Below are 25,625 nucleotides of genomic sequence, written 5' to 3'. Positions count from 1 at the left end.
GAAAAGCCGACAAGAACGGTCAATCAAATGAAGGGAGGAAGCGGAATTGAAAAAAAGGAAGAATAAAAAAAACAATAAAGCCGCAGAAAAAGCCCTCAAGGTGACGATTAATGGAAAAGAAGAGACGGTTTACGAACAAGAAACGCCTGTAGAGATGGAAAAAAACATGACATTTTCAAATTGGGAGGAAAAGAGAAAGGCAGAACAAGAGGTCGCGGCATCCCATGAACATCCTGATGAAGATGAATTTAACTGGAATTCCGAAGAGGACAAGGTGTTTAAAGAGGATCCAAAAGTCGTTCCGCCCTATCAAAAGAAGAAAACAAAGCTGTATGCAAAAGGAAAAGCGGGGACGGTCAAACCCGTAAAAAGAGTGGCGGCGACGATTGCCTTTGCAGCTGTCATAGGCACCGGATTAGGCTTATTCGCGTTGAACATCTCGGGCAATAAAGAAGCGGCAGCCCCGGCCTCTTTAGATGATTCACTAGGCAGCCAAACGGCAAAAGCCGGAGATGCTTCTGCTGATAAACAAAGCTCAGGCGCAGAAAAACAGGCGGCACCAGCTGAAGGTACATATGAAACGTACGCTGTACAAGCCGGAAAATTCTCAAATGAAAAGGGTGCCGAAACGTTAACAGAACAACTGACCGAAAAAGGTTATTCCGCCGTGTCACTGTCAAAGGATGACGGGTATACGTATGTCATCGCAGGTTTAGCCAGTGATAAGGACGTTTCACAGCAATTAGGGCAGCTTTTAATCGACAGTGATTTTGAAGCCTGGGGAGGCAAGGAGCTTTCCTTATCAATAGAGTCAGATATGACAGATTCTTTCAAGGAAACAGCTGAGCTTGCAGCAAAGGCGATTCTCGGCGAAGACATTACAAAAGCGAATGTAGAAAAAATAGAAAAGTCGCTTGGTAAAACAGAAGCATCAGGAGCAGGAGAGAAAAAAGCGATTTTGCAGGCATTAAAGGAATTAGAGGACCCAAGTGCTGAAGCCGGGTGGAAGGCTCAGCAGCAGCTGTTAGCCGTCATTAAATAAGAGAAAGTACCTGAGCCTTCGTCCTTTAGCGACAGGCTTTTTTTATTTTGTCATGAAAAAGTTATTTTTCTGAAATTGTGACAAGCCTCATGATTTGATAGGATAAACGAGTATCTTTTTTTCTTAAGCAAACCCTGAAAGGATGACGAACATGACAAAACCGCTAATACTTGCTTCACAATCTCCACGCAGGAAAGAACTCCTCGATCTTCTCCAGCTGCCCTACTCCATTATTGTCAGTGAAGTAGAGGGAAAATTAAATCGAAACTTTTCACCAGAAGAAAACGTCCAATGGTTGGCAAAACAAAAAGCTAAGGCTGTATCTGATCTCCACCCGCATGCAATCGTTATCGGTGCTGATACAATGGTATGCCTAGACGGCGAATGTCTCGGCAAACCGCAAGATCAAGAAGAAGCTGCTTCTATGCTGCGGAGGCTTTCAGGCCGAAGTCATTCAGTAATCACCGCGGTCAGTATACAAGCTGAAAATCACAGCGAGACGTTTTATGATAAGACAGAAGTTGCGTTTTGGCCCCTCAGTGAAGAAGAGGTTTGGACTTATATTGAAACGAAAGAGCCGATGGATAAAGCAGGTGCATACGGCATCCAAGGAAGAGGCGCGCTTTTTGTAAAGAAAATAGACGGAGATTATTATTCAGTCATGGGACTGCCTATATCAAAAACGATGAGAGCTCTTCGCCATTTTGATATAAAGGCATGACGGTTCTATAAACGGGAAGGGAAAGAAAAGGAGTGCTTGATCATACACGATCTGCCATTAAAACTTAGAGATTTCCCAACGAAAGAAAAGCCAAGAGAACGGCTTCTGAAAGTCGGAGCCGAGAACTTAGCCAATCATGAACTTTTGGCTATATTATTACGGACAGGCACGAAACACGAATCTGTTATGGACCTGTCAAACCGGCTCCTGCTCACTTTTGACGGACTGCGTCTGCTGAAAGAAGCATCAGTTGAAGAGCTGTCGAGCATCCCGGGAATCGGTATGGTAAAAGCAGTTCAAATACTGGCGGCAGTTGAGCTTGGAAGCCGTATTCATAAATTAGCCAACGAAGAACATTTCGTCATTCGCTCCCCGGAAGACGGCGCAAATCTTGTCATGGAGGATATGCGCTTTTTAACCCAGGAGCATTTTGTCTGTTTATACTTAAATACAAAAAACCAAGTCATCCATAAACGCACCGTATTTATCGGAAGCCTGAATTCATCTATTGTCCACCCGCGGGAGGTGTTTAAAGAAGCGTTTAAACGATCTGCCGCTTCCTTTATCTGTGTTCATAATCATCCTTCTGGAGATCCGACGCCGAGCAGGGAAGATATTGAAGTGACAAGACGCCTGTTTGAATGCGGAAACCTGATTGGCATCGAGCTGCTTGACCATTTGGTGATCGGGGATAAAAAATTTGTGAGTTTAAAGGAAAAAGGATATTTGTAACACTTTTTTTTTCGTCGAATTAAGCTATAATAGAGTTTATGAGTTTTTCCCTTTAGGGTATTTTTGCTTTAAGAAAGGAAGATACATACATATGTTTGGAATTGGTGCAAGAGACCTTGGTATAGATCTTGGAACTGCGAATACGCTTGTTTTTGTAAAAGGAAAAGGAATTGTCGTGAGAGAGCCGTCAGTAGTCGCTTTGCAAACGGATACGAAGTCGATTGTTGCTGTCGGAAATGATGCGAAAAATATGATCGGACGGACACCGGGCAACGTGGTGGCCCTTCGCCCGATGAAAGACGGCGTTATCGCTGATTATGAAACAACGGCTACAATGATGAAATATTACATCAATCAAGCCATTAAAAATAAAGGCATGTTTGCCAGAAAACCATATGTCATGGTTTGTGTCCCATCAGGCATTACAGCTGTTGAAGAACGCGCTGTCATCGATGCGACAAGACAGGCGGGAGCGCGTGACGCGTATCCGATTGAAGAGCCGTTTGCCGCAGCAATCGGAGCCAATCTGCCGGTTTGGGAACCGACTGGAAGCATGGTAGTTGATATCGGAGGCGGTACGACAGAGGTTGCGATTATTTCCCTTGGCGGCATTGTAACGTCACAGTCAATCCGCGTAGCCGGTGATGAGATGGATGATGCGATTATCAACTACATCAGAAAAACTTACAACCTGATGATCGGTGACCGTACGGCTGAAGCGATTAAAATGGAGATCGGATCTGCAGAAGCTCCTGAAGAATCCGATAAAATGGAAATCCGCGGACGCGATTTATTGACAGGTCTGCCGAAAACAATCGAAATTACAGGAAAAGAAATTTCTGGTGCTCTGCGCGACACTGTATCTACAATTGTGGAAGCGGTGAAGAGCACACTTGAAAAAACACCGCCTGAGCTTGCAGCTGATATTATGGACAGAGGCATTGTGTTAACCGGCGGCGGAGCGCTTCTTCGCAACTTGGACAAAGTCATCAGCGAAGAAACAAAAATGCCGGTCCTTATCGCTGAAGACCCGCTTGATTGTGTAGCGATCGGAACAGGAAAAGCACTGGAGCACATCCATCTTTTCAAAGGGAAAACTAGATAATCGGGAGTTCAATAGAAGAGGTGTAACACGATGCCGAATAAACGGTTAATGCTATTACTTCTGTGTATTATCATATTGGTGGCTATGATTGGATTTTCGCTGAAGGGCGGCCGCAATACCACCTGGCCTGAGAAAGTGATCGGCGATACGACGGGAGTATTTCAAAATATTTTTCATACGCCTGCCGAATTTTTTGCAGGAATATTTGAGAACATTAATGATTTAAAAAACACATACAAAGAAAACGAGCGTCTGAGAGAGAAGCTTGACGGACAGACACAATATGAAGCCAAACTTCAAGAACTTGAAGAAGAAAACAAATCCTTGCGTGACGAGCTTGGCCATGTCAATTCGATTAAAGATTACAAGCCGATTTTAGCGACGGTTATTGCCAGAAGCCCAGACAATTGGGCGAAACAGGTCACCATTAATAAGGGGACTCAGCAAAACGTAGCGAAAGATATGGCTGTTACAAACGAAAAAGGCGCATTAATCGGCAAGATCAAAAGCTCCGGACTTAACAATTTTACGTCTGCTGTTCAGCTTTTAAGCGATACTGACCGCAATAACAGAGTCGCGACGAAAATTTCCGGAAAAAAAGGCGGAAAAGGCTACGGATTGATCGAAGGCTATGACAGAGACAAGAAACGGCTTAAGATGTCAATTATTGAGCGCAAGGATAAACAAGACGTGAAAAAAGGCGATCTTATTGAAACATCTGGAACAGGCGGAGTTTTCCCAGAGGGGCTGACAATCGGTGAAGTGACGGATATTGAGTCAGATTCCTATGGATTAACGAAAATTGCTTATGTAAAACCTGCGGCTGACCTTACCGATTTAAATAATGTGATCGTTGTTAACCGTGATGTGCCGACAGTCGATACAGAGGAGGAAGGATCGTGAAACGTTTCCTTCTCCCTTTCGTTATGATGCTTGTTTTTTCTGCGGAAAGCATTTTTACAGATCTGGTGCATTTTCCGTTCGTTACAGATGATCAGGTGCTTGTCCCGCGTTTTCTGATGCTAGTATTGATATTTATGTCGGCTTTCATCAATCAAAAACACGCGATGATTTACGGATTTATTTTTGGCTTTCTATATGACATGAACTATACAAGTCTATTAGGCGTTTATATGTTTGGGTTTGCCGGGTTATGCTATTTGGCTTCAAAAGCGTTTAAAGTACTACATACAAATGCATTTGTGGTAATATTGATAGCTGTTGTCGCTGTCTGCGTGCTCGAGTTTTTCGTGTTCGGCATCCAGTCTTTGATTCATAAAGACATCATGACGTTTAACGGATTTGTGCTTGACCGGTTTATACCGACAGTTTTATTAAATATTGCAGCCGCTCTTATTCTGGTTCTGCCATTTAGATTATTTTTTATGAGTCTAAAGAAAGAATTGAGAGATGAGTAAAAAGGATTTTATCTTTTTTTGACGAAATAAGTATGTTGTTGAGGTGATATTGTGAAGACCAAAAAGCAGCAATATGTAACAATAAAAGGAACAAAGAATGGGTTAACATTGCATCTAGATGATGCGTGTTCTTTTGATGAGCTTCTCGATGGTCTTCAGAATATGCTGTCAATTGAACAATATACGGATGGTAAAGGCCAGAAAATCAGCGTCCATGTTAAGCTGGGAAATCGCTTTTTATATAAAGAGCAAGAGGAACAGCTGACCGAGTTGATCGCGTCAAAGAAGGATTTGTTTGTACATTCTATTGACAGTGAAGTCATTACTAAAAAAGAAGCACAGCGTATGAAAGAGGAAGCTGAAATTATTTCTGTTTCAAAAATTGTCCGATCAGGCCAAGTGCTGCAGGTGAAAGGCGACTTGCTTCTGATCGGTGATGTGAATCCCGGCGGGACAGTCAGGGCCGGAGGGAACATTTTTGTTCTGGGCTCACTGAAAGGTGTCGCGCACGCGGGATTTAACGGAAATAATCAAGCGGTCATCGCCGCCTCTGAAATGCTGCCGACACAATTAAGAATCAATCACGTGTTAAATCGCTCCCCAGACCACATTCAAAAAGGGAACGAAATGGAATGTGCTTACTTAGATACAGACGGAAATATGGTCATTGAACGCCTTCAACATTTGGCTCATTTAAGACCTGATCTAACAAGGCTTGAGGGAGGAATGTGAATTGGGTGAGGCTATCGTAATAACTTCGGGAAAAGGCGGAGTAGGTAAAACGACAACATCTGCGAACCTCGGTACCGCCTTAGCCATTTTAGGGAAGCGCGTATGCTTAGTAGATACTGATATAGGACTGCGCAACCTAGATGTTGTAATGGGGCTTGAAAATAGAATTATTTACGATCTTGTAGACGTTGTAGAGGAAAGATGTAAAATGCATCAGGCGCTCGTAAAAGACAAACGTTTCGATGATCTGCTCTATTTAATGCCTGCTGCTCAAACGAGCGATAAGACGGCTGTTGCTCCTGAACAAATTAAAAATATGGTCCAACAGCTCAAACAGGAATTTGATTATGTCATCATAGACTGTCCTGCCGGAATTGAACAAGGATACAAAAATGCCGTTTCCGGAGCTGATAAAGCAATTGTGGTCACAACGCCTGAAATCTCAGCTGTTCGTGATGCTGACCGTATTATAGGGCTGCTGGAGCAAGAGGAAAACATTGAACCGCCGCGGCTCGTTGTAAACAGAATCAGAAATCACCTGATGAAAAACGGTGACACGATGGATATCGACGAAATTGCACAGCATTTGTCGATCGATTTGCTCGGAATCGTGGCTGATGATGATGAAGTCATCAAAGCTTCCAACCATGGCGAACCGATTGCAATGGACCCGAAAAACCGCGCTTCCATTGCATATCGCAATATTGCCCGCCGCATTTTAGGCGAATCTGTTCCTTTGCAGGTGCTTGAAGAGCAAAACAAAGGAATGATGGCTAAGATTAAGTCGTTTTTCGGAGTAAGATCTTAATGTGATAGAATCAAAGAGAAGAATCTGACAAAGCAAATGCTGTGTCAGATTTTTTTGTTTTTGTCTGCTTTGTGCTTGAGTAAGAGTAATATGAATATTTGCCATGGACAAGACATATGATGTACAAACCCAACGAATGCAAAGGATGATGGCAATGAGTCACAGAGCAGATGAAATCAGAAAACGATTAGAGAAAAGAAGAAAACAGCATTCCGGCTCAAAACGTTTCTCTACTCAGACAGTTTCTGAAAAGCAGAAACCCCCGTCTTGGGTGATGGTAACTGATCAGGAAAAGCATGGAACTCTTCCGGTCTATGAAGATAACATTTCGAAATTCAACGGAAAACACCCTTTGGTTAAAACAGATTCAATTATCCTAAAATGTCTTCTGTCGGCCTGCCTTGTTCTCGTTTCCGCCATAGTCTATAAAACGAATATTGGACCTGTCAGCCAGATTAAACCCGTCGTTGCCAAAACCTTCGAAACTGAATTTCAATTTGCCTCAGCAAGCCATTGGTTTGAAACGAAATTTGGCAATCCGCTTGCTTTTCTGGCTCCTGAACATAAAAATAAGGAACAGCAGATCGCAGTGGGCCAAGATCTGATCGCGCCTGCATCCGGGAAAGTGCAACAGGATTTTCAGGACAATGGGGAAGGGATTAAAGTTGAAACAAGCAGCGATACAATTGATAGCATAAAAGAAGGCTATGTAGTTGAAGTCAGCAAAGACAGCCAGACGGGACTGACAGTTAAGGTGCAGCATGCTGACAACACCTATAGTATTTATGGCAAGCTCAAAGATGTCGAAGTTGCGTTATATGATTTTGTAGATAAAGGCAAAAAGCTCGGTTCGATTAAACTTGATGATCATAATAAAGGGGTCTATTATTTCGCCATGAAAGACGGCGATAAATTTATTGATCCGATTCAGGTGATTTCATTTGAATAAATGGCTCGACCTTATCTTGAAGATTCATGTGCATCCTTTTCTTTGGATTATCGCTGCGCTGGGGCTAGTCACAGGCCATATGAAAGCATTGTTATGCCTGCTTCTGATTGTGCTGATCCATGAGTTGGGGCATGCTGCTCTGGCCGTGTTTTTTTCTTGGAGAATCAAGCGAGTTTTTTTGCTGCCGTTTGGCGGGACGGTTGAAGTGGAAGAGCACGGGAATCGGCCGTTAAAGGAAGAGTTTGCGGTGATTATTGCCGGTCCTCTTCAGCACATCTGGCTTCAGCTTGCAGCCTGGATGTTTGCAGAATTCTCATTGATTCATCAGCATACCTTTGAACTCTTCACCTTTTATAACCTTTCTATTTTATTTGTCAATCTGCTGCCGATCTGGCCTCTTGATGGCGGAAAGCTGTTATTTTTGTTGTTTTCCAAGCAGCTTCCTTTTCAAAGAGCTCACAGGCTGAATTTAAAAACATCGCTCTGCTTCTGCCTGCTGCTTGGGTGCTGGGTTTTATTTGTGGTTCCTCTGCAAATCAGTGCATGGATTTTGTTTGTCTTTCTGGCTGTTTCTTTGTTTGAGGAATACAGGCAAAGGCACTATATCCATGTGAGATTTCTGCTTGAACGGTATTACGGAAAAAACCGTGAGCTCGAAAAACTGCTGCCGCTCAATGTAAAGGCAGAGGACAAAGTCTATCATGTGATGGCCGAGTTCAAGCGTGGCTGCAAACATCCGATTATTATAGAGAAATCAGGGCAGAAACTCAGTCAGCTTGACGAGAATGAAGTGCTGCATGCTTATTTTGCCGATAAGCGGACGAATTCCTCCATGGAAGAACTGCTGCTGCCTTACTAAAATGGATTGACAAACGTCTTGTGTTTTGGTATATTTTTTAATGTTATGGATGTAGCACCATTGCTACAACCGCTCAGTACAGGTGTTAAGAGCTTAAAGCCCCCTGGTATCTGGCGAGTCTTAGTCTAATAGGAGGTGCAGAGAATGTACGCAATCATTAAAACAGGCGGTAAACAAATCAAAGTTGAAGAAGGCCAAACTGTTTTCATCGAAAAACTTGCTGTTGAAGCAGGTGAAACAGTTACTTTTGAAGACGTTTTGTTTGTTGGCGGAGACAACGTGAAAGTCGGCAACCCTACAGTTGAAGGCGCGACAGTAACGGCTAAAGTTGAAAAACAAGGCCGCGCGAAAAAAATCACTGTTTTCAGATACAAAGCAAAGAAAAACGTTCATAAAAAACAAGGTCATCGTCAGCCTTACACTAAAGTGACGATCGAAAAAATCAACGCGTAAGCATGATTCAGGCAACAATCAGAAGGTCTCATGATAAAGGCATATTGTCTTTTGAAATGACAGGCCATGCGAATTTTGCTGAACATGGACAAGATCTTGTTTGTGCCGGAGTAACAGCCGTTGTGTTTGGAGCTGTTAACGCAGTCATTGTGCTCGCGGGCTTCGAGCCGCTTCTTGATATAGGGGAGGACGGGGGTTATTTTTACTTTGAATTCCCTGAATCACTTGATCCGGAGGCGCGCCAAAAAGCTCAGCTGCTGATTGAAGGCATGATTGTTTCGTTGGAGACAATTGAACGGGATTACAAAGATAACTTGCGTGTGACCACAAACATAATATAGGAGGTGAGCTACATGCTTAGATTAGATCTTCAGTTTTTCGCTTCTAAAAAAGGAGTAGGTTCTACAAAGAACGGACGTGACTCTGAGTCTAAACGTTTAGGTGCTAAACGTGCTGACGGTCAATTCGTAACAGGCGGTTCTATCCTTTACCGTCAACGCGGAACAAAAATTTACCCAGGTGAAAACGTGGGCCGCGGCGGAGATGACACTCTATTTGCGAAAATCGACGGAACTGTTAAATTCGAACGTTTCGGCCGTGACCGCAAAAAAGTGAGCGTATATCCTGTAGCTCAATAATGATTCAAAAACTCCGGTCGATGACTGGAGTTTTTTTTGCAATAATGCGGAGTAAACACCAAGAATGAAATGCAGAGTATGTGCGAGCAGACCCCGCCAAGAATGAGAATAAACGTCTCAAACCCACTGGATATGTTCCCCAAGCAGTAATACATAAAATGTTCTGCCTGGCTGCAAATCAACCTTAGCCAGAAAAAAAGGAACATGATATTTCTGGGAAAAACAATTGTTTTTCTAATAAAGCCTTCTCTGTTATAATTCATAATACACACTTATACAGACTCCTAAATAAGAAATTAAATGATTGGGAGTGCGAAAATGAAGGATGTTTCAAAAAAACAAGAAGAAAATATAAGCGATACGGCATTAACAAATGAACTGATTCATCTGCTTGCCCATTCCCGGCATGATTGGATGAATAAGCTGCAGCTGATTAAAGGAAACTTAAGCTTGCAGAAGTATGACCGCGTCTTTGAAATGATTGAAGAAATGGTTATAGACGCAAAGCACGAATCAAAGCTCTCAAACCTGAAAACACCGCACTTGGCGTTTGATTTTCTTACGTTTAATTGGAAAACCCATTATATGACGCTTGAATATGAAGTTCTTGGAGAAATTAAGGATTTATCGGCTTATGATCAAAAGCTGACGAAACTGATGAGAAAGCTGTTCTATCTGTTTGATCAAGCAGTCAGCAGAGAGAGCGAAAATCATTTAACGGTTTCACTGCAAACGGATCATCCTGACAGACAGCTCATTCTGTATCTTGATTTTCACGGCGCTTTTGCCGATTCATCTGCTTTTGACGATATTCGGCAAAATGAATATGTGGACATTGATATCATGCGTTTTGAGATCACAAGTCACGAATGTATGGTTGAAATTGGGTTGGACTAGCGGAGTTTTTAACGGTTTAGAACGGAGGACATTATGTTTATAGATCAGGTGAAAGTTTATGTAAAAGGCGGCGACGGCGGCAACGGAATGGTTGCGTTTCGCCGTGAAAAATATGTGCCGAAGGGCGGCCCTGCCGGCGGTGATGGAGGAAATGGAGGAGACGTTGTTTTTGAAGTGGACGAAGGTCTCCGCACCCTGATGGACTTTAGGTACAAAAAACACTTTAAAGCGATTCGCGGCGAGCATGGCATGTCCAAAAACCAGCATGGGCGAAATGCCGATGATATGGTTATTAAAGTTCCGCCAGGCACCGTTGTGACAGACGATGATACAAAGCAGGTCATTGCTGACTTAACAGAGCACGGCCAGCAGGCTGTCATCGCAAGAGGCGGAAGAGGCGGAAGAGGGAATTCCCGCTTTGCTACACCGGCTAATCCCGCGCCTCAGCTTTCAGAAAACGGAGAGCCAGGAAAAGAGCGTTATATTGTTCTTGAATTAAAAGTGCTAGCTGATGTTGGTCTTGTTGGGTTCCCGAGTGTGGGGAAATCCACTTTGCTTTCTGTTGTTTCATCTGCGAAACCGAAAATTGCGGATTATCACTTTACAACGCTTGTCCCGAATCTCGGCATGGTTGAAACGGATGACGGACGCAGCTTTGTTATGGCTGATTTACCGGGACTGATTGAAGGTGCACACCAAGGCGTCGGACTCGGCCACCAGTTTTTGCGCCATATTGAACGGACGCGGGTTATTGTTCACGTTATTGATATGTCCGGATTGGAAGGCCGCGATCCGTATGAGGATTATGTCACGATTAACCAGGAACTGAGCGAGTACAATCTGCGTCTCACTGAACGTCCGCAAATTATCGTTGCAAATAAAATGGACATGCCACAGGCTGCGGAAAATCTGGAAGCCTTTAAAGAAAAGCTGACGGATGATTACCCGGTATTCCCGATCAGTGCGGTGACAAGAGAAGGTCTTCGCGAGCTTCTGTTTGAAGTCGCCAATCAGCTGGAGAACACGCCGGAATTCCCACTGTATGACGAGGAAGAGCTTACACAAAACCGTGTCATGTACACGATGGAGAATGAAGAAGTGCCATTTAACATTACACGGGATCCAGACGGTGTATTTGTGCTTTCAGGAGACAGTCTTGAGAGGTTATTCAAGATGACTGATTTCTCCCGTGATGAATCGGTTAAACGGTTTGCAAGACAGATGCGCGGAATGGGTGTTGATGAAGCGCTCAGAGAACGCGGAGCCAAGGATGGAGATATTATCAGGCTTCTGGAATTCGAATTTGAATTTATTGATTAATGATGACTGAGAGGAGAGCCTGGATGTCAGGCTCTCTATTTTAAAGGGGGGATGCAAATGAAAGAGGAGACATTTTATCTTGTCCGTGAAGATGTATTGCCCGATGCGATGAGAAAAACATTGGAAGTCAAAAAGCTGCTTGATCGAAAAAAAGCAGATTCAGTGGCAGATGCCGTTCAAAAGGTGGATTTAAGCAGAAGCGCGTTTTATAAATACAGAGATGCTGTTTTTCCGTTCTACACTATGGTTAAAGAACAAATTATCACACTTTTCTTTCATTTGGAGGATAGGTCGGGCGCGTTATCTCAGCTCCTGCAGGCGGTAGCTGATTCTGGAAGCAACGTTCTTTCCATTCACCAGACCATACCGCTTCAAGGCAGGGCGAATGTGACACTGTCTATCAGTACGTCTGCAATGGAAGAGGACATTCATACGTTAATGAATAAACTCAAGAAGTTTGATTTTGTAGAAAAGGTTGAGATATTAGGTTCAGGTGCATAAGGGAGAGAATATCGTCATGAAAGTCGGTTATTTAGGTCCAGCAGCAACATTCACACATCTAGCAGTTAGCTCTTGTTTTCAAAACGGCGCCGAACATGTTGCCTACCGCACCATACCGGAGTGTATAGATGCGGCAGTTGCAGGCGAAGTTGATTTCGCTTTTGTTCCTTTAGAGAATGCATTAGAAGGATCGGTCAATTTAACGATAGACTATTTAATACATGAACAGCCCTTGCCAATCGTGGGTGAAATGACGTTGCCGATTCATCAGCACTTGCTCGTCCATCCTTCAAGAGAGAATGCATGGAAAGAGCTCGACAAAATTTACTCGCACTCACACGCGATCGCGCAATGCCATAAATTTCTCCATCGTCAATTTCCTTCCGTACCTTATGAATACACCAATTCAACCGGGGCGGCAGCGAAATTTGTCAGTGACCATCCCGAGCTGAATATCGGGGTAATTGCCAATGACATGGCCGCTTCTACATACGAATTAAAAATCGTGAAACGAGATATACAGGATTACAGGGACAATCATACGAGATTTGTTATCCTGTCTCCTGATGAAAACATATCATTTGAAGTGAATTCAAAATTGAGTTCAAGGCCCAAAACGACACTGATGGTAATGCTTCCGCAGGATGATCAATCTGGGGCGCTGCACAGAGTGCTGTCTGCATTTTCTTGGAGAAACTTAAACTTGTCGAAGATTGAGTCACGTCCGACGAAAACCGGATTAGGCCATTATTTCTTTATTGTTGATATTGAGAAAGCGTTTGATGAGGTATTGATTCCAGGTGCCATGCAGGAGCTCGAAGCGCTCGGCTGTAAAGTGAGGCTTCTTGGTGCATATCAGTCTTATCAATTATAAAAAAAGCCCAATAAAGGGCTTTTTTTAATCTTTAATTAAAATGCCGGCCTCCTCGAGTGCTTGACAGGCTTGGTCGATACGATATTCATCGGGTGCTGTCAGTGTATGAAGATGCACGCCGTCAGTCAGCTGTGATAAATAGGCGGCATTCGTAGAATTGATTTTTTTAATGAAATGGCTAACTTCCTTCCGAGTGCCTACTTGGATGGCTGCAGTTAAATCTCCATATACTGGATGTTCGATTTTTACGTCTTTTACGGCAACACCTTCGTCCACGATGATTTGCAGTTCCTCTTCTGTCCGTTCAGGACCGTGCAGACAAGCTATGATTCTTTCTGCCTGCTGGTGCTGCTGAGCAGCAGCATCCATGTACACATATCCCTGGCTTGTGGCGATAATTGGTTCATTTTTCGCTTTCAAGAGCGATATATCCTGAACAATTACCTGTCTTGAAACGTTCGCTTTTTTTGCGAGTTCTCCTCCTGTCAGCGGTGATACGGATTCCTTCAGCCACAGAAGAAGCTGGTCACGCCTGTTGGCGCCCATGAGCTTTAATTCTTCGGTCAATATCAAATTCTCCTTTCTTTTGTTCCCAAAGCGCTGTAAACGTATGTAATAACTTATCCAGCTGTTCAATCGTTGTATGCCTTCCAAAAGAGATGCGGATAAATTGCAGGGCTTCTTGTTCTGTTTTTCTTAATGCTTTCATCGTTGCAGACGGCCCGTGATAACCGGCAGAACAAGCGCTGCCCGTTGAAATGCAAATATTACTCCGATTACATTCTAACATAACATATTGTCCTTCAAATGAGTGAAAAAAACACCCGACAATATGGGGAAGACATTCCGTTTGTGAAGTGTCAGCCGCAAGGGTTACCGGGAGAGACCGAATGCTGATTTGGTCTAAAAAAAATGTTCTTAATGTCTCATTGCGGGATATCTGTTTATCCATTTCGCTTATAATCAGCTCTGCAGCGGCAGTGAAGGCTCCGATCCCTGGAACATTCACCGTGCCGGCTCTGAATCCTTGTTCGTGAGCGGTAAGAGGGTAAACGGGTTTCCAAGGCACACCTGGCCGTATATAGACCGCACCCACTCCTTTAGGTCCGTGGACTTTATGGCTGGACACTGAGAGTGTAGCCACCCCCAGTTGTTCTGTATGAATCGGGATTTTTCCAAACGTTTGCACAGCGTCGCAATGGAGAAGAATGTCCTGTTCGTGCAGATAGGAAGACAGCCGTTGAATAGGCTGAATGATCCCGGTTTCAGAATTGGCATGCTGAATAGATATCAGGCCTGTTTCCGGGCGGATATGAGCTGCTAATATTTCCTCGGTAATAAGACCGTATTCATTCGGTTCAATGATTGTTACATCGAATCCGTGCTGTTCCAGAAAAGCGGCACAGTTATGAATGGACTGATGTTCCATGGCAGTCGTAATAAAATGTCTTTTTGTTTTTGGCAGGCCGTTTAGCAATGATTGAATGGCCAGAAAATTGGATTCCGTGCCGCCGCTGGTAAAATAGATGCCACTTGCATCTCCGCCAATGATGTCAGCGATTTTTTCACGGCAGTACTCCAGTATGTGCTTTGCTTTTCCTCCTGCGTCATGCAGGCTGCTGGCATTTCCGTACATATCCATACTGAGCTTCTGATATACGTTAAGGGCTTCCTTGCAAATAGGCGTTGTCGCTGCATAATCTAAATAAATCATCCGGTCGTCCTCCATCCGTTCTCCATAAAAAACTCTTGAGTTTATTTTATCCTTGTGTAAATATAGGTGTCAAGACAGGTGTAAACAACAGGAGGGTGGCATATGTCTAAAAAGACGGTTGCAGTCATCGGTTCAGGGGCGGCGGCACTTTCCTTAGCGTCAGCGTTCCCGCCCTCATATGAAGTGACTGTCATCACAAAGAAAAGCGCCAGAAACAGCAATTCATTCTATGCACAAGGCGGTATTGCTGCAGCTTATGCAGAGATTGACTCAATTAAAGCCCACCTGGAGGATACGTTATACGCCGGGTGTGGACATAACGATCTAGCTATCGCAGCAGACGTTTTACACGATGGGAAAATCATGATTCAAAACTTATTGGAGAATGAATTTCCATTCGATCGAAATGAGCAAGGCGATGTTTGTCTTGGCAGAGAAGGAGCTCACTCGTACAACCGCATTTTTCATGCAGGCGGAGACGCAACAGGAAGGCTGCTTGTCGAGTATTTGCTGAAACAGATCAACAGCAAAATTGAGTTAATCGAGCATGAAACAGCGGCAGATTTGCTTATGGAGAATGGACGCTGTATCGGAGTCATGACAAAAGACAGCCAGGGGCGGATCAAGGTGAGGCATACGGATGAAGTGGTGCTGGCGGCCGGCGGATGCGGAAGCCTGTTTCTTCACCATACGAACGATCCATCCGTCACAGGTGACGGCCTTTCTTTAGCTTACCGGGCCGGAGCGGAATTAACTGATTTAGAGTTTACTCAATTTCATCCGACACTGCTTGTGAAAAACGGTGTTTCCTATGGGCTTGTTTCAGAAGCTGTAAGAGGGGAAGGCGGATGTTTAGTTGATGAACACGGCCGCCGGGTTATGGCTGGACGACATCCTTTGGGCGATCTGGCCCCAAGGGATATTGTATCGCGGGTTATACATGAAGAAATGGCCAAAGGCAACCGCATTTTTATCGACTGCAGTGCGATTTCGGATTTCAAAGCGCGTTTCCCTACGATCACCGCTATTTGTGAAAAAGCAGGGATTGATATTCTAAGTGGAAAAATACCGGTTGCCCCCGGGATGCACTTCTTGATGGGAGGTATCTCAGTTAATCGATGGGGGGAAACAACAGTGCCGGGCCTTTATGCAATTGGCGAAACTTCCTGCACTGGATTACACGGAGCCAACCGGCTTGCAAGCAACTCCTTATTGGAGGCACTGGTATTGGGAAAAAGAGCAGCGGAGCATATTATGCAAAAACCGGTTAATAACAGCCAATATCAAACAGCTGCACAAACTGTAGTCTTCGAGGTACCGAATACAGAGGTATATGAATTGCAAATAAGAATGACGAACCACATGTCCATCTTGCGGGAACAAAGCAGCCTGGTTGAGCTAAGCAACTGGCTTCATACGCTTTCATTTCAGAAAGTGAATGTGAAAAATATCACAATATCTCAGCTGGAACTTTCTCATTTATGGCAGGCTGCAAAGCTAATGACATCATCCGCGCTTTTGCGGGAGGAAAGCAGAGGGGCGCACTTTCGCACCGATTTTCCTCAAGCTGATGAGCGCTGGCAAGGAAGACAAATTGTCCATACAAAAAAAGGAACGAAAATTAGAAAAAACGGGGGGATTTGGAGAAATGAATCATTTACACCTGAAAAAATTGCTGAATCACTTTTTTCTTGAGGATATAGGTACGGGGGATTTAACATCGCAGGCTATCTTTGGAGAACAGAGCTGTGAAGCGGAGATTGTTGCAAAGTCAGACGGCATCTTTGCCGGAGCTGCGGTGATAAAAGCAGGCTTTGCTTTATTAGGCGAAAATGTTCAAATCCATTTACATAAATCAGATGGGGACATGTTGCGAAAAGGGGAAGTGATTGCCGTTTTACGCGGTCCGGCGGCTGCGCTTCTTTCAGGAGAGCGGGTTGTATTAAATCTTATTCAGAGGCTGTCTGGAATTGCGACGATGACAAGCGAGGCTGTGCGACGGCTGGATGATGAACAGATAAAAGTCTGTGACACGAGAAAAACAACACCGGGGCTGAGAATGCTGGAAAAACACGCTGTCAGAGCCGGGGGCGGATATAATCATCGATTCGGATTGTATGACGGCATCATGATTAAAGATAATCATATTGCAGCATGCGGCTCTATTGCAGAGGCGTGCCAAAAAGCGCGTCAGGCCGCCGGGCATATGGTAAATATCGAGGTGGAAATTGAAACGGAGGAACAGCTGCGAGAAGCAATTGAAGCAGGAGCGGATGTTATTATGTTTGACAACTGTCCGCCTGATACGGTCCGCCATTTTGCAAATCTCACACCGGACCATATAAAAACTGAAGCTTCAGGCGGAATTACGTTAGAATCTTTAGCTGCTTTTAAAGGGACGGGTGTGGATTATATTTCATTAGGATTCCTGACGCATTCCGTCAAAAGTTTAGATATCAGCATGGATGTTACATTATCAAATGAATCTATGGAGGAATACCATTATGTCAATTCTTGATGTGATCAAACAATCGAATGATATGATGCCTGAAGGTTATAAAGGAATGTCAAGAAAGGATATGGAAACGCGGGTTGCAGCCATTAAGAAAAAATTTGGGAGCAGGCTCTTTATACCAGGCCATCATTATCAAAAAGACGAAGTGGTGCAATTTGCTGACCAAACAGGCGATTCCCTTCAGCTGGCCCAAATAGCGGAAAAAAACAAAGAAGCGGATTATATTGTTTTTTGCGGTGTGCACTTTATGGCAGAGACCGCTGATATGCTGACAGGCGAGGAACAAACGGTCATCCTGCCTGATATGAGAGCGGGGTGTTCTATGGCTGACATGGCTGACATGCAGCAGACCAATAGGGCGTGGGAGAAACTTCAGCATACATTCGGAGATACGATCATACCTTTAACTTATGTAAACTCCACTGCGGAGATCAAGGCTTTCGTCGGTAAGCATGGCGGAGCGACTGTGACTTCTTCGAATGCGAAAAAGGTGCTTGAATGGGCGTTTACACAGAAAAAACGAATTTTATTTTTGCCTGATCAGCATTTAGGGAGAAATACGGCTTATGACCTGGGTATCGCGCTTGAGGATATGGCTGTGTGGGATCCGATAAAAGATGAATTAGCGGCTGAATCTGAGCATAAGAATGTGAAAGTGATTTTGTGGAAAGGGCATTGTTCTGTTCACGAAAAATTCACCGTAAAAAATATCCATGATGTGAAAGAACGTGACCCTGACATTCGGATCATTGTGCATCCGGAATGCTCACATGAAGTCGTGACGCTAAGTGATGACAGCGGATCAACGAAATATATTATCGATACGATCAATCAGGCTCCGGCGGGAAGCAAGTGGGCAATCGGCACAGAAATGAATCTTGTTCAGCGGATCATTCACGAGCACCCTGATAAACAAGTCGAATCACTCAATCCGAACATGTGCCCGTGCTTGACAATGAACCGAATCGATTTGCCGCATTTGCTATGGTCTTTAGAACAAATAGAAAAAGGAGAACCTTCAGGCGTGATTAAGGTGCCAAAAGCTATTCAGCAAGATGCCCTCCTTGCCCTGAATCGTATGCTTTTGATTACGTAAATCAGAAATATTTCTCCTCCTGACTCATAACTTCTTTTGTTCGGGCATATGTTGTGAAGAAACATATTGTAATCTCAGCTGAACTGTTCACGTTTTGCATAGGAGGGGAAAACGTTGAAAATCCATATCGTTCAAAAAGGCGATTCGCTCTGGAAAATAGCTGAAAAGTACGGAGTTGATATTGAGGAAGTGAAGAAACTCAATACGCAGCTTAGCAATCCAGACTTAATCATGCCTGGAATGAAAATAAAAGTGCCGTCTGAAGCTGTCCCGGTCAGAAAAGAGCCAAAAGCAGGCAAAAGTCCGGCTTCGGCCGGGAGTATGAAGCAAGAGCATCCATATGCGAAAGAAAAACCTAAATCCGTTGTTGATGTAGAAGACACAAAGCCGAAAGAAAAAAAGTCTGTGCCGTATGTCCCGCCGATGCCTAATTTGCAGGAAGATGTGTATCCTGAAGCTGATGTGAACGATTATTATGATATGAAACAGCTTTTCCAGCCTTGGTCGCCTCCTAAACCGGAGGAGCCGAAAAAACATCATGACGGAAATATGGATCATATGCATCACATGCAAGATCAATTTCCACAACAGGAGGCTATGAGTAATATGGAAAATGCAAATTATCCGAATATGCCTAATATGCCAAAGGCGCCAGAGGTAGGCGGTATGGAAGAAGAAAATATTCATCACACAGTTCCGAATATGCCGGCTGTTCAGCCTTATTATCATTATCCAGCTCATTTTGTACCGTGTCCGGTCCCTATTTCACCGGTCCTTCCAGGATCAGGATTATGCTACCCGTACTATCCGGCTCAAGCTTACCCAATGGTCCAGCCTTATGGATACCAGCCAAGCTTTGTATCGCCTCAGTATGATCCGGGTCAATATGAAAACCAGCATCATGAAAACAGCCACCACGGACATTACGGTTCATACGGAGCGCCTCAATACGCATCTCCGGCTTATGGATCTCCGTATGGACAAATGCCGTATGGCCCTCATTATGGCACTCCTCAAGTGATGGGAGCATACCAGCCGGCTGCGGCCTCTGGCTACATGCCGTACAAAGATCCTGACGACTGCGGCTGTGACGATGATCATCAGCCATATTTCTCTGCACCTGACTATTCGGGACTTGGAGCTTATGGAAGCCCTTATATGCCTTACGGCGCAGCTAACCCAAACCCAAATCCAAACCCAAATCCATATGCGGCCGGAGCTTCTATGCCAATGTCGAATCAGCCTTCTGTCAACCAAATGTTTGGCCGGCCGGAAGAAGAAAATGAGTGATGATTCGGAACGATGTAAATCGTTCCTTTTTTTGTTTTGCGCAGATCTCCGTCAAATGGACAGAACTGACAAGCTTAACATGTCCCTCGAACGCACATGATAAAACAGAGCAAACATGCTCAATTCGTCCACGGGGGGTTTTTCCATTGGGTAAAAAAATGACGATCGCGAGCTTGATTCTAATGACAGCCGGCTTAACTGCATGCGGAGCAAACGATAATGCTCAGAATGATACGCGTAATAACGGCAATACCCGTCCAATTGGATATTATACAAATGAAAATGATGCTGACAGACAGGGAGAAGGAATCGACAACGATGGTCCTGTTACTGAATTAATGGAGGACCAGAACGACGGTAACCGAAACACTGCTAATGTGAATAACCGTAACGGTGTTACTGCTGATGATCGCGTTCCTTTGGCAACTGATGGAACATATAATAACACGAATAACAGAAACATGAATCGGAACGTGACAAACAACGGATATGACAACCAAGAAAACAGAAGACTAGCTGCGAAGATTGCCAACCGTGTGAAACAAGTAAAAAACGTCAATGACACACAAGTAATGGTAACGGATGAAAAAGTAGTTGTCGCAGTCAGAAGCCACAGAGACTTCACAAAGTCCGACAAGGATAACGTTACAAAAGCCGCACGCAACTATGCGAATGACCGTGACGTTCAAGTGTCCACAGATAAAGGGCTGTTCAGAAGACTGCATAAAATGAACACCCGCTAGGAGTGACAGGCTGCCGGAAAATATTCGGCAGCCTTTTTCTTTGCATCAGCGAAAAACACCTATTAAAGTGTACATAGAAAATGTCAAAAGAAGGTGAAAGCATGGCAGGCCATTCCAAATGGAAAAACATACAAAAAAGGAAAAATGCGCAGGATGCAAAACGCGGGAAAATATTTATGAAGCTTGCGAAAGAAATTTATGTGGCAGCCAAAGAAGGCGGAGCTGATCCTGAAGCGAATTCAGCATTGCGTCTTGTCATCGAAAAAGCTAAAGGCGCCAATATGCCGAATGAAAATATTGATCGCGCTATTAAAAAAGCCGCGGGGAACCAAGACGGAAGCAGCTATGAGGAAATCACCTATGAAGGCTACGGCCCATCAGGGATTGCTGTTATGGTTGAATGTGTAACAGATAACAAAAATCGTACGGCATCAAATGTGCGGACAGCATTTAATAAAAATGGCGGGAGTCTGGGGGAAAGTGGATGTGTGTCCTTTTTATTTGAACGAAAGGGATTTATGACAATTGACCGTACAGAACATCAAATAGATGAAGATGAGCTCATGCTTGATGTGCTGGAAGCAGGGGGAGAAGAGATGCAGACAGAAGAAGATCAATATGTGGTATTAACGGAGCCTGAGCGTTTTGAAGACGTAAAAACAGCTCTTAAATCGACATATCCAATTTCTTCGGCAGAGGTGACCATGCTTCCGAAAACCTATGCGGATGCCGATGATCAGGCTGTTGAGAAGCTGGGAAAATTGATCGACATTCTTGAAGATGACGATGATGTTCAAGAAGTATATACAAATTACCGCTCATGAAAAACGGGACCCGATGTCATATCGGGCCCGTTTTGGTGTATTCAAGAGACACGCTCATTTTCCTGTGTGTATTCTTTCTCCCAGAAATCAGCGTTTTTGATGCCCAGCGCTTTCGGATCAAAGACGGGGTCTAAGCCCTGCTTCTTTTGGCGCTCATAATCCTTTAAAGCGAGAAGCGCCGGTCTGGCAAGCAACACAATCGCAATGACGTTCAGCCATACCATAATGCCAAGCCCTGCATCACCTAATGCCCAAGCAAGTGAAGCGGTTTTTACAGTTCCGTAGAACGTCGCGGCTAAAATAATCAGTTTTAAACCAAACATTGCCCATTTGCTTTTTCTGCCTCGGGCTAAATAGGCGATATTTGTTTCTGCGATGTAGTAATATGCCATAATCGTTGTAAATGCGAAGAAGAATAAAGCGATGGCAACAAAACCAGCGCCAAATCCGGGAAGGACATTGTCAATGGCCGCTTGAGTGAAACCAGGTCCAGCCTCTACGCCTTTAAGGTGATGTACGATAAAAGAACCATCTGCAGTCTGGGTATTGTACATGCCGGTAAATAAGATCATGAAAGCTGTAGCCGAGCATACAAATAAGGTGTCAATATAAACCGAAAATGCCTGAACCAGCCCCTGCTTGACCGGATGGGAAACTTCTGCGGCGGCCGCCGGATGCGGGCCTGTTCCCTGGCCGGCTTCGTTTGAGTAAATGCCTCGTTTGACACCCCAAGAAATCGCCATGCCGATCAGGCCGCCAAAAGCGGAATCCAATGCAAAAGCGCTTTTGAAAATTAATAAGATCACAGCAGGCAATTCAGAAACATTCATGACAATAATGATCAAAGACAGCAGGATATAGCCAATGGCCATAAACGGAACAATCATTTGCGCGGCATTGGCAATACGTTTGACACCGCCAAAAATGATAAATCCTAACAATAAAACGAGAACACCGCCTGTAATGGCAGGAGAGATGCCGAATGCATTTTTGACGCCGGCCGCAATGGAGTTGGACTGGACGCCCGGCATCAGAAGGGCCATTGCGATAAGGGCAGCAGCGGCAAATAAGACGGCAAACCACTTAATGCCTAATCCTTTTTCTATATAATAAGCGGGGCCTCCTCGATATTGGCCGTCTTGTTTCACTTTGTAAATTTGGGCAAGAGTTGATTCAACAAAGGCGCTCGCCGCACCGATAAAGGCAATCGTCCACATCCAGAACACCGCACCGGGTCCGCCGAAGGCGATTGCTGTCGCCACACCCGCGATGTTTCCTGTTCCCACTCGGCCGGACAGCGCAATCGATAATGCTTGAAAAGAAGAAACGCCGGCTTCAGAGCTCTTACCTTTGAACATCAGAACAATCATTTCTTTCAAATGCCTGACTTGTAAAAAACGAGTCATAATAGAAAAGATCAATCCAATTCCCAATAAAATATAAATAACGGGTGTACTCCATAAGACAGCAGTTAAACTCGTAACAAAATCTTCCATCAAGCTTCCTCCTCACTTCATTTCGAATACATGTATAAAAAGGATTTTGGGCTAATCGAACTATTTCTACAATTGGTTTGTCACATTATATGACACGTATTTATCAATAAGAAGAGGAAGGAAAAAAAAGAAAACGTCGCGTTTTTCTTATAGAGGCAAACTGAGGGAAATTGTCATAAGATCCTTTAGCAGCAAATGGCCAAGTTCTGTCAGTTGTTGGTTCGTTTTTCACTAGTTCTGTTCATATCATTCATATTTCATCACCTCAATGGCGCCTGCGGCGGTTCTTCACGTAACCAATGATCATCCTTTCGCCAATCATACGTTTCATGAATAGCAGGGTGTAAAGTCTGATTGTCGATCTTCATTGTATTGTGATTGATCCATGTGACTTGGGCTGCTGTCCGGATCATTCCAGTAAGTTGTTTCCTTGACAAGTGTTTTTTCATTCACAAGTTCGCCTCGGACCGCATCTAAGCTAAAGGTATTGCGGGATACATAAGTGTGAAACGTATACTGCCATCCGGCGATTCAACCGATTGTTCGAAATGGCCTTTCGGAACGCTCTTCAGTGAACATAACATCCAATAGACGGCGGCGCCGAAGAATATCAGAAGTGCAAATAGGATAAGCGGATTTTACTGCGTGTAACATGTAATGCTCCCCTTTTTCACTCTCATGTTCATACGATCTTTACATTTCCTTAAAATTCACTCAATAAAGCGGTGGTATGATGGACTAATCAAATAAAGGGTGGGGGAGACAGAAATGGAGAAAATATTTTGTCATTCCTGGGAGAAAGACTCAGAAGCGGTTTACTTAACTGTGAGAGGCTATCGAATTAAGCTGTCACCTGAACAAATGAAACTGATTTCTGCTGTCAGAAAGTAAATATAAACCGACAAAGGCAGCCGCTTGTGCGGCTGCCTTTTCATTTTAAGAATATTTTCTTTTCCGTTGTGCGAAATGCTTTTGGAACCAATCTTTCTTATATAAAAATGCGATGACCTCCAGCCAAAAACCCGGAATCTTTTTGGGGAATATCGGTTTTTTGTAGAGTGCATGATACGCTGATTTTAAATCGTCCCACTGGGTGCACGTTTTGGTCTGTTCGAATCTTGCAACATCAATCACCCGCACTGCCCCGGTTTCTGTCAAAATCAGATTCCGCAAATGAATGTCTGACGGGTTCAGAGCGGCGGCCCGGGCGTCAGAAAGTGCTTCCTCAACCTGCTGAATCATGTCATCACTGATCGCGATGCCTTTCTTCAGACAGTTATAAAAGGTTTCACCTTTAATATATTCCATGAGAATAAATGAATCACCAGTTTCGTAGATGTCAGGGTAGAACGCGGACCCGGCTAATTTTTCATAGATCGCGGCTTCTTTGACGGCTGTCGCTTGATACTCCGGGAAAAATACTTTCAGCGCCAATTTTCGATCGCCCTCTGTTAAGGCAAACACATAGGCGCTTCTTCCCTTGCCGATGAGTGTCAATTCCCCGGGCTTTTCTTTGACTTTATCAAATCTGCTGTTTTTGTGGTATATGACTGAATGGGCCAGTGCCTCTGCTTTTGTCAGCATTTCATTCACCTTCTTTGCTCTATTTTATGCAGCTGTTTATAGGAAAATCATAAACTGTTCAGGAAAAAGAGCCTATATCTAGTGTATCTGGTCTTGAAGAAGAAGGCTACCTATAAACCTCGATTGTGATAAAAGAGACATAAAGCGATCATTTCCATTCTTGAAAAGCGCTTACAAATGGGATAGTATTAATTTAAAATAAAGCGCTTTCGTAAATGTTCAAGGGGGAACAAGCTATGACAAAACAGATTGTAACAGGGATTATCGGTGCAGGTCGCATCGGCAAACTTCATGTTCAAAATATACGCCGGATTCCTCATATGAAAATAAAGGCGGTCTCTGATATTCAGGTAAGCCGTATAAAAAGCTGGGCTGACAGTCATCAAATTGAATACATAACCTCTGACTATCGTGATTTATTGCATGACTCTGATATTGACGCTGTTTTTATTTGCTCACCGACAGCCGCACATGCACAGATGATCAGAGAAGCGGCTGAGGCGAAAAAGCATATTTTTTGTGAGAAGCCCATCAGTTTTTCTTTAGATGAAACAAAAGAAGCGCTTGCTGCCGTACGGAAACACGGGGTTGCACTTCAAGTCGGTTTTAACCGCCGTTTTGATCCTCATTTTAAAAGAATCAAAACCATTGTTGAAAAAGGTGAAATCGGAACGCCCCACTTATTAAAAATCACATCGCGGGACCCAGAACCCCCGAATATAGATTATGTCCGCACTTCTGGCGGTTTGTTTATGGATATGTCGATCCATGATTTTGATATGGCCAGATATATTATGGGAAGCGAAGTGACGGAAGTGTATGCAAAAGGGGGGGCTTTGGCGAATCCTTCCTTTTCAGAGCTGGGAGATATTGATACGGCTGTCATTACGCTGACTTTTGAAAACGGTGCCATGGCTGTGATTGACAACAGCCGCCAAGCTGTTTACGGATATGACCAGCGAATCGAGGTTTTCGGGACGAAAGGCTCGGCAGCGGCGGACAACAGCAGGCCGACGACAGTCGAAGTGTCAACTGCTGATTTTGTGATGAAAGATAAACCGCATTTCTTTTTCCTTGAACGCTATAAGGATGCGTATGAGGAGGAGATGATTCGGTTTGCAGAAGCGATCGGCACAAACCGGGAAACTGCGTGCACCGGAAACGACGGTTTTCAGGCGGAACGGATCGCCAGAGCGGCTCAGCAGTCGCTCGCTATCGGCATGCCTGTCAGTGTCGAGCACAATGAAAAAATCGCTTTTTGATCAAGCAGGATTACAATTCAGAATGCTTGGGTATATAACCTCCATTGATACT

At 44.1% G+C, this 25,625-nt stretch carries 30 protein-coding genes, 2 pseudogenes and 1 other annotated feature; of the genes and pseudogenes, 25 read left to right on the top strand and 7 right to left on the bottom strand.

Annotation, left to right across the window (positions count from 1 at the left end):
- Positions 1-46 precede the first annotated feature (46 nt).
- The 13 genes from V6D41_RS03050 (at position 47) to rpmA (ending at position 9,457) form a co-directional block, all read left to right on the top strand.
- Positions 47-1,042, top strand: coding sequence for an SPOR domain-containing protein (locus tag V6D41_RS03050; RefSeq protein WP_333517237.1), 996 nt, complete (start codon positions 47-49; stop codon positions 1,040-1,042).
- A 151-nt stretch (positions 1,043-1,193) separates the two neighbouring features.
- Complete coding sequence (locus V6D41_RS03045; RefSeq protein ID WP_333517236.1) at positions 1,194-1,763, top strand: Maf family nucleotide pyrophosphatase; 570 nt, start codon at positions 1,194-1,196, stop codon at positions 1,761-1,763.
- Positions 1,764-1,799: 36 nt separating this feature from the next.
- The gene (gene radC, locus V6D41_RS03040; protein ID WP_333517235.1) at positions 1,800-2,495 is read left to right on the top strand and encodes a RadC family protein; all 696 of its coding nucleotides are present in this window, start codon (positions 1,800-1,802) and stop codon (positions 2,493-2,495) included.
- A 91-nt stretch (positions 2,496-2,586) separates the two neighbouring features.
- Entirely contained in the window at positions 2,587-3,600 is a 1,014-nt protein-coding gene (gene mreB / locus V6D41_RS03035; protein ID WP_087992316.1) for a cell shape-determining protein MreB, read from the top strand.
- 30 nt (positions 3,601-3,630) lie between these two features.
- Positions 3,631-4,503 carry a rod shape-determining protein MreC gene (gene mreC / locus V6D41_RS03030; protein WP_333517234.1) on the top strand — a complete coding sequence of 291 codons (873 nt, stop codon included), beginning with the start codon at positions 3,631-3,633 and terminating at the stop codon, positions 4,501-4,503.
- The gene (gene mreD, locus V6D41_RS03025; RefSeq protein WP_333517233.1) at positions 4,500-5,018 is read left to right on the top strand and encodes a rod shape-determining protein MreD; all 519 of its coding nucleotides are present in this window, start codon (positions 4,500-4,502) and stop codon (positions 5,016-5,018) included. Before mreC ends, mreD begins: the two co-directional genes overlap by 4 nt.
- Positions 5,019-5,069: 51 nt before the next feature.
- Positions 5,070-5,750 carry a septum site-determining protein MinC gene (gene minC, locus V6D41_RS03020; protein ID WP_087992313.1) on the top strand — a complete coding sequence of 227 codons (681 nt, stop codon included), beginning with the start codon at positions 5,070-5,072 and terminating at the stop codon, positions 5,748-5,750.
- Position 5,751: 1 nt separating this feature from the next.
- Complete coding sequence (gene minD / locus V6D41_RS03015; RefSeq protein WP_087992312.1) at positions 5,752-6,558, top strand: septum site-determining protein MinD; 807 nt, start codon at positions 5,752-5,754, stop codon at positions 6,556-6,558.
- Between the two features lie 154 nt (positions 6,559-6,712).
- On the top strand, positions 6,713-7,507 hold the full coding sequence (spoIVFA, locus tag V6D41_RS03010; RefSeq protein WP_333517232.1) for a stage IV sporulation protein SpoIVFA: 795 nt from the start codon (positions 6,713-6,715) through the stop codon (positions 7,505-7,507).
- Positions 7,500-8,366 carry a stage IV sporulation intramembrane metalloprotease SpoIVFB gene (gene spoIVFB, locus V6D41_RS03005; protein WP_148962236.1) on the top strand — a complete coding sequence of 289 codons (867 nt, stop codon included), beginning with the start codon at positions 7,500-7,502 and terminating at the stop codon, positions 8,364-8,366. The genes spoIVFA and spoIVFB overlap by 8 nt, the downstream gene beginning before the upstream one ends.
- Before the next feature lie 57 nt (positions 8,367-8,423).
- Positions 8,424-8,497 (top strand) — a sequence feature (ribosomal protein L21 leader region).
- 13 nt (positions 8,498-8,510) lie between these two features.
- Positions 8,511-8,819, top strand: coding sequence for a 50S ribosomal protein L21 (gene rplU, locus V6D41_RS03000; RefSeq protein ID WP_087992308.1), 309 nt, complete (start codon positions 8,511-8,513; stop codon positions 8,817-8,819).
- A 2-nt stretch (positions 8,820-8,821) separates the two neighbouring features.
- On the top strand, positions 8,822-9,160 hold the full coding sequence (locus V6D41_RS02995; RefSeq protein ID WP_003229669.1) for a ribosomal-processing cysteine protease Prp: 339 nt from the start codon (positions 8,822-8,824) through the stop codon (positions 9,158-9,160).
- A 12-nt stretch (positions 9,161-9,172) separates the two neighbouring features.
- The gene (gene rpmA / locus V6D41_RS02990) at positions 9,173-9,457 is read left to right on the top strand and encodes a 50S ribosomal protein L27 (RefSeq protein WP_003152662.1); all 285 of its coding nucleotides are present in this window, start codon (positions 9,173-9,175) and stop codon (positions 9,455-9,457) included.
- A gap of 117 nt (positions 9,458-9,574) precedes the next feature.
- On the opposite strand, the pseudogene V6D41_RS02985 reads toward rpmA, so the two are convergent.
- Positions 9,575-9,713 (bottom strand): annotated as a pseudogene (locus V6D41_RS02985) (hypothetical protein).
- Between the two features lie 62 nt (positions 9,714-9,775).
- Here V6D41_RS02985 and spo0B point away from each other — a divergent pair.
- From spo0B to pheA, 4 genes are read left to right on the top strand one after another with little or no spacing between them, the layout of a single operon-like run.
- Complete coding sequence (gene spo0B, locus V6D41_RS02980; RefSeq protein ID WP_333517231.1) at positions 9,776-10,354, top strand: sporulation initiation phosphotransferase Sop0B; 579 nt, start codon at positions 9,776-9,778, stop codon at positions 10,352-10,354.
- A 33-nt stretch (positions 10,355-10,387) separates the two neighbouring features.
- A complete protein-coding gene (gene obgE / locus V6D41_RS02975; protein WP_333517230.1) occupies positions 10,388-11,674 on the top strand; it encodes a GTPase ObgE in 1,287 nt (428 codons plus the stop codon).
- Positions 11,675-11,731: 57 nt separating this feature from the next.
- On the top strand, positions 11,732-12,175 hold the full coding sequence (gene thrR / locus V6D41_RS02970) for a transcriptional regulator ThrR (protein WP_088326658.1): 444 nt from the start codon (positions 11,732-11,734) through the stop codon (positions 12,173-12,175).
- A 16-nt stretch (positions 12,176-12,191) separates the two neighbouring features.
- Positions 12,192-13,049, top strand: coding sequence for a prephenate dehydratase (gene pheA / locus V6D41_RS02965; protein WP_333517229.1), 858 nt, complete (start codon positions 12,192-12,194; stop codon positions 13,047-13,049).
- Between the two features lie 24 nt (positions 13,050-13,073).
- Here the strand turns inward: pheA and V6D41_RS02960 are convergent, their stop codons facing one another.
- Positions 13,074-13,616: a transcription repressor NadR gene (locus V6D41_RS02960; protein ID WP_087992304.1), complete on the bottom strand. Its 543-nt coding sequence runs from the start codon at positions 13,614-13,616 to the stop codon at positions 13,074-13,076.
- On the bottom strand, positions 13,576-14,763 hold the full coding sequence (locus tag V6D41_RS02955) for an IscS subfamily cysteine desulfurase (protein WP_333517228.1): 1,188 nt from the start codon (positions 14,761-14,763) through the stop codon (positions 13,576-13,578). Before V6D41_RS02955 ends, V6D41_RS02960 begins: the two co-directional genes overlap by 41 nt.
- A 102-nt stretch (positions 14,764-14,865) precedes the next feature.
- Here V6D41_RS02955 and nadB point away from each other — a divergent pair, with 102 nt between their 5' ends.
- From nadB to V6D41_RS02925, 6 genes are all read left to right on the top strand, one after another.
- On the top strand, positions 14,866-16,458 hold the full coding sequence (gene nadB / locus V6D41_RS02950; protein ID WP_333517227.1) for an L-aspartate oxidase: 1,593 nt from the start codon (positions 14,866-14,868) through the stop codon (positions 16,456-16,458).
- The gene (gene nadC, locus V6D41_RS02945) at positions 16,412-17,281 is read left to right on the top strand and encodes a carboxylating nicotinate-nucleotide diphosphorylase (RefSeq protein ID WP_333517226.1); all 870 of its coding nucleotides are present in this window, start codon (positions 16,412-16,414) and stop codon (positions 17,279-17,281) included. The genes nadB and nadC overlap by 47 nt, the downstream gene beginning before the upstream one ends.
- Positions 17,268-18,374, top strand: coding sequence for a quinolinate synthase NadA (nadA, locus tag V6D41_RS02940; protein WP_333517225.1), 1,107 nt, complete (start codon positions 17,268-17,270; stop codon positions 18,372-18,374). Before nadC ends, nadA begins: the two co-directional genes overlap by 14 nt.
- A gap of 114 nt (positions 18,375-18,488) precedes the next feature.
- Positions 18,489-19,664 (top strand): spore coat assembly protein SafA, encoded by a 1,176-nt coding sequence (gene safA / locus V6D41_RS02935; protein WP_333517224.1) that lies wholly within the window; start codon positions 18,489-18,491, stop codon positions 19,662-19,664.
- A gap of 146 nt (positions 19,665-19,810) precedes the next feature.
- Positions 19,811-20,407, top strand: coding sequence for a YhcN/YlaJ family sporulation lipoprotein (locus V6D41_RS02930; RefSeq protein ID WP_333517223.1), 597 nt, complete (start codon positions 19,811-19,813; stop codon positions 20,405-20,407).
- Between the two features lie 101 nt (positions 20,408-20,508).
- On the top strand, positions 20,509-21,231 hold the full coding sequence (locus tag V6D41_RS02925; RefSeq protein ID WP_333517425.1) for a YebC/PmpR family DNA-binding transcriptional regulator: 723 nt from the start codon (positions 20,509-20,511) through the stop codon (positions 21,229-21,231).
- Positions 21,232-21,272: 41 nt separating this feature from the next.
- On the opposite strand, the gene V6D41_RS02920 is transcribed toward V6D41_RS02925, so the two are convergent.
- The 3 genes and pseudogenes from V6D41_RS02920 to V6D41_RS02905 form a co-directional block, all read right to left on the bottom strand.
- Positions 21,273-22,727 carry an alanine/glycine:cation symporter family protein gene (locus V6D41_RS02920; RefSeq protein ID WP_333517222.1) on the bottom strand — a complete coding sequence of 485 codons (1,455 nt, stop codon included), beginning with the start codon at positions 22,725-22,727 and terminating at the stop codon, positions 21,273-21,275.
- Between the two features lie 260 nt (positions 22,728-22,987).
- A pseudogene (locus V6D41_RS02915) lies at positions 22,988-23,258 on the bottom strand (DUF5412 family protein).
- Positions 23,259-23,381 carry a hypothetical protein gene (locus tag V6D41_RS02905; protein WP_289628032.1) on the bottom strand — a complete coding sequence of 41 codons (123 nt, stop codon included), beginning with the start codon at positions 23,379-23,381 and terminating at the stop codon, positions 23,259-23,261.
- Positions 23,382-23,495: 114 nt separating this feature from the next.
- Here V6D41_RS02905 and V6D41_RS02900 point away from each other — a divergent pair, with 114 nt between their 5' ends.
- Entirely contained in the window at positions 23,496-23,618 is a 123-nt protein-coding gene (locus V6D41_RS02900) for a hypothetical protein (protein WP_148962226.1), read from the top strand.
- Positions 23,619-23,663: 45 nt separating this feature from the next.
- On the opposite strand, the gene V6D41_RS02895 is transcribed toward V6D41_RS02900, so the two are convergent.
- The gene (locus V6D41_RS02895) at positions 23,664-24,311 is read right to left on the bottom strand and encodes a phosphotransferase (RefSeq protein WP_087992297.1); all 648 of its coding nucleotides are present in this window, start codon (positions 24,309-24,311) and stop codon (positions 23,664-23,666) included.
- A 236-nt stretch (positions 24,312-24,547) separates the two neighbouring features.
- On the opposite strand from V6D41_RS02895, the gene iolG reads away from it, so the two are divergent.
- On the top strand, positions 24,548-25,573 hold the full coding sequence (gene iolG / locus V6D41_RS02890) for an inositol 2-dehydrogenase (RefSeq protein WP_333517221.1): 1,026 nt from the start codon (positions 24,548-24,550) through the stop codon (positions 25,571-25,573).
- Positions 25,574-25,625 lie beyond the last annotated feature (52 nt).

The sequence above is a fragment of the Bacillus sp. 0102A genome (genome assembly GCF_036765155.1).
Classification (GTDB): Bacteria; Bacillota; Bacilli; order Bacillales; family Bacillaceae; genus Bacillus; species Bacillus subtilis_G.
Note: the sequence above shows the minus strand (reverse complement) of the source record. Positions and strands in the feature narration are given on the sequence as shown.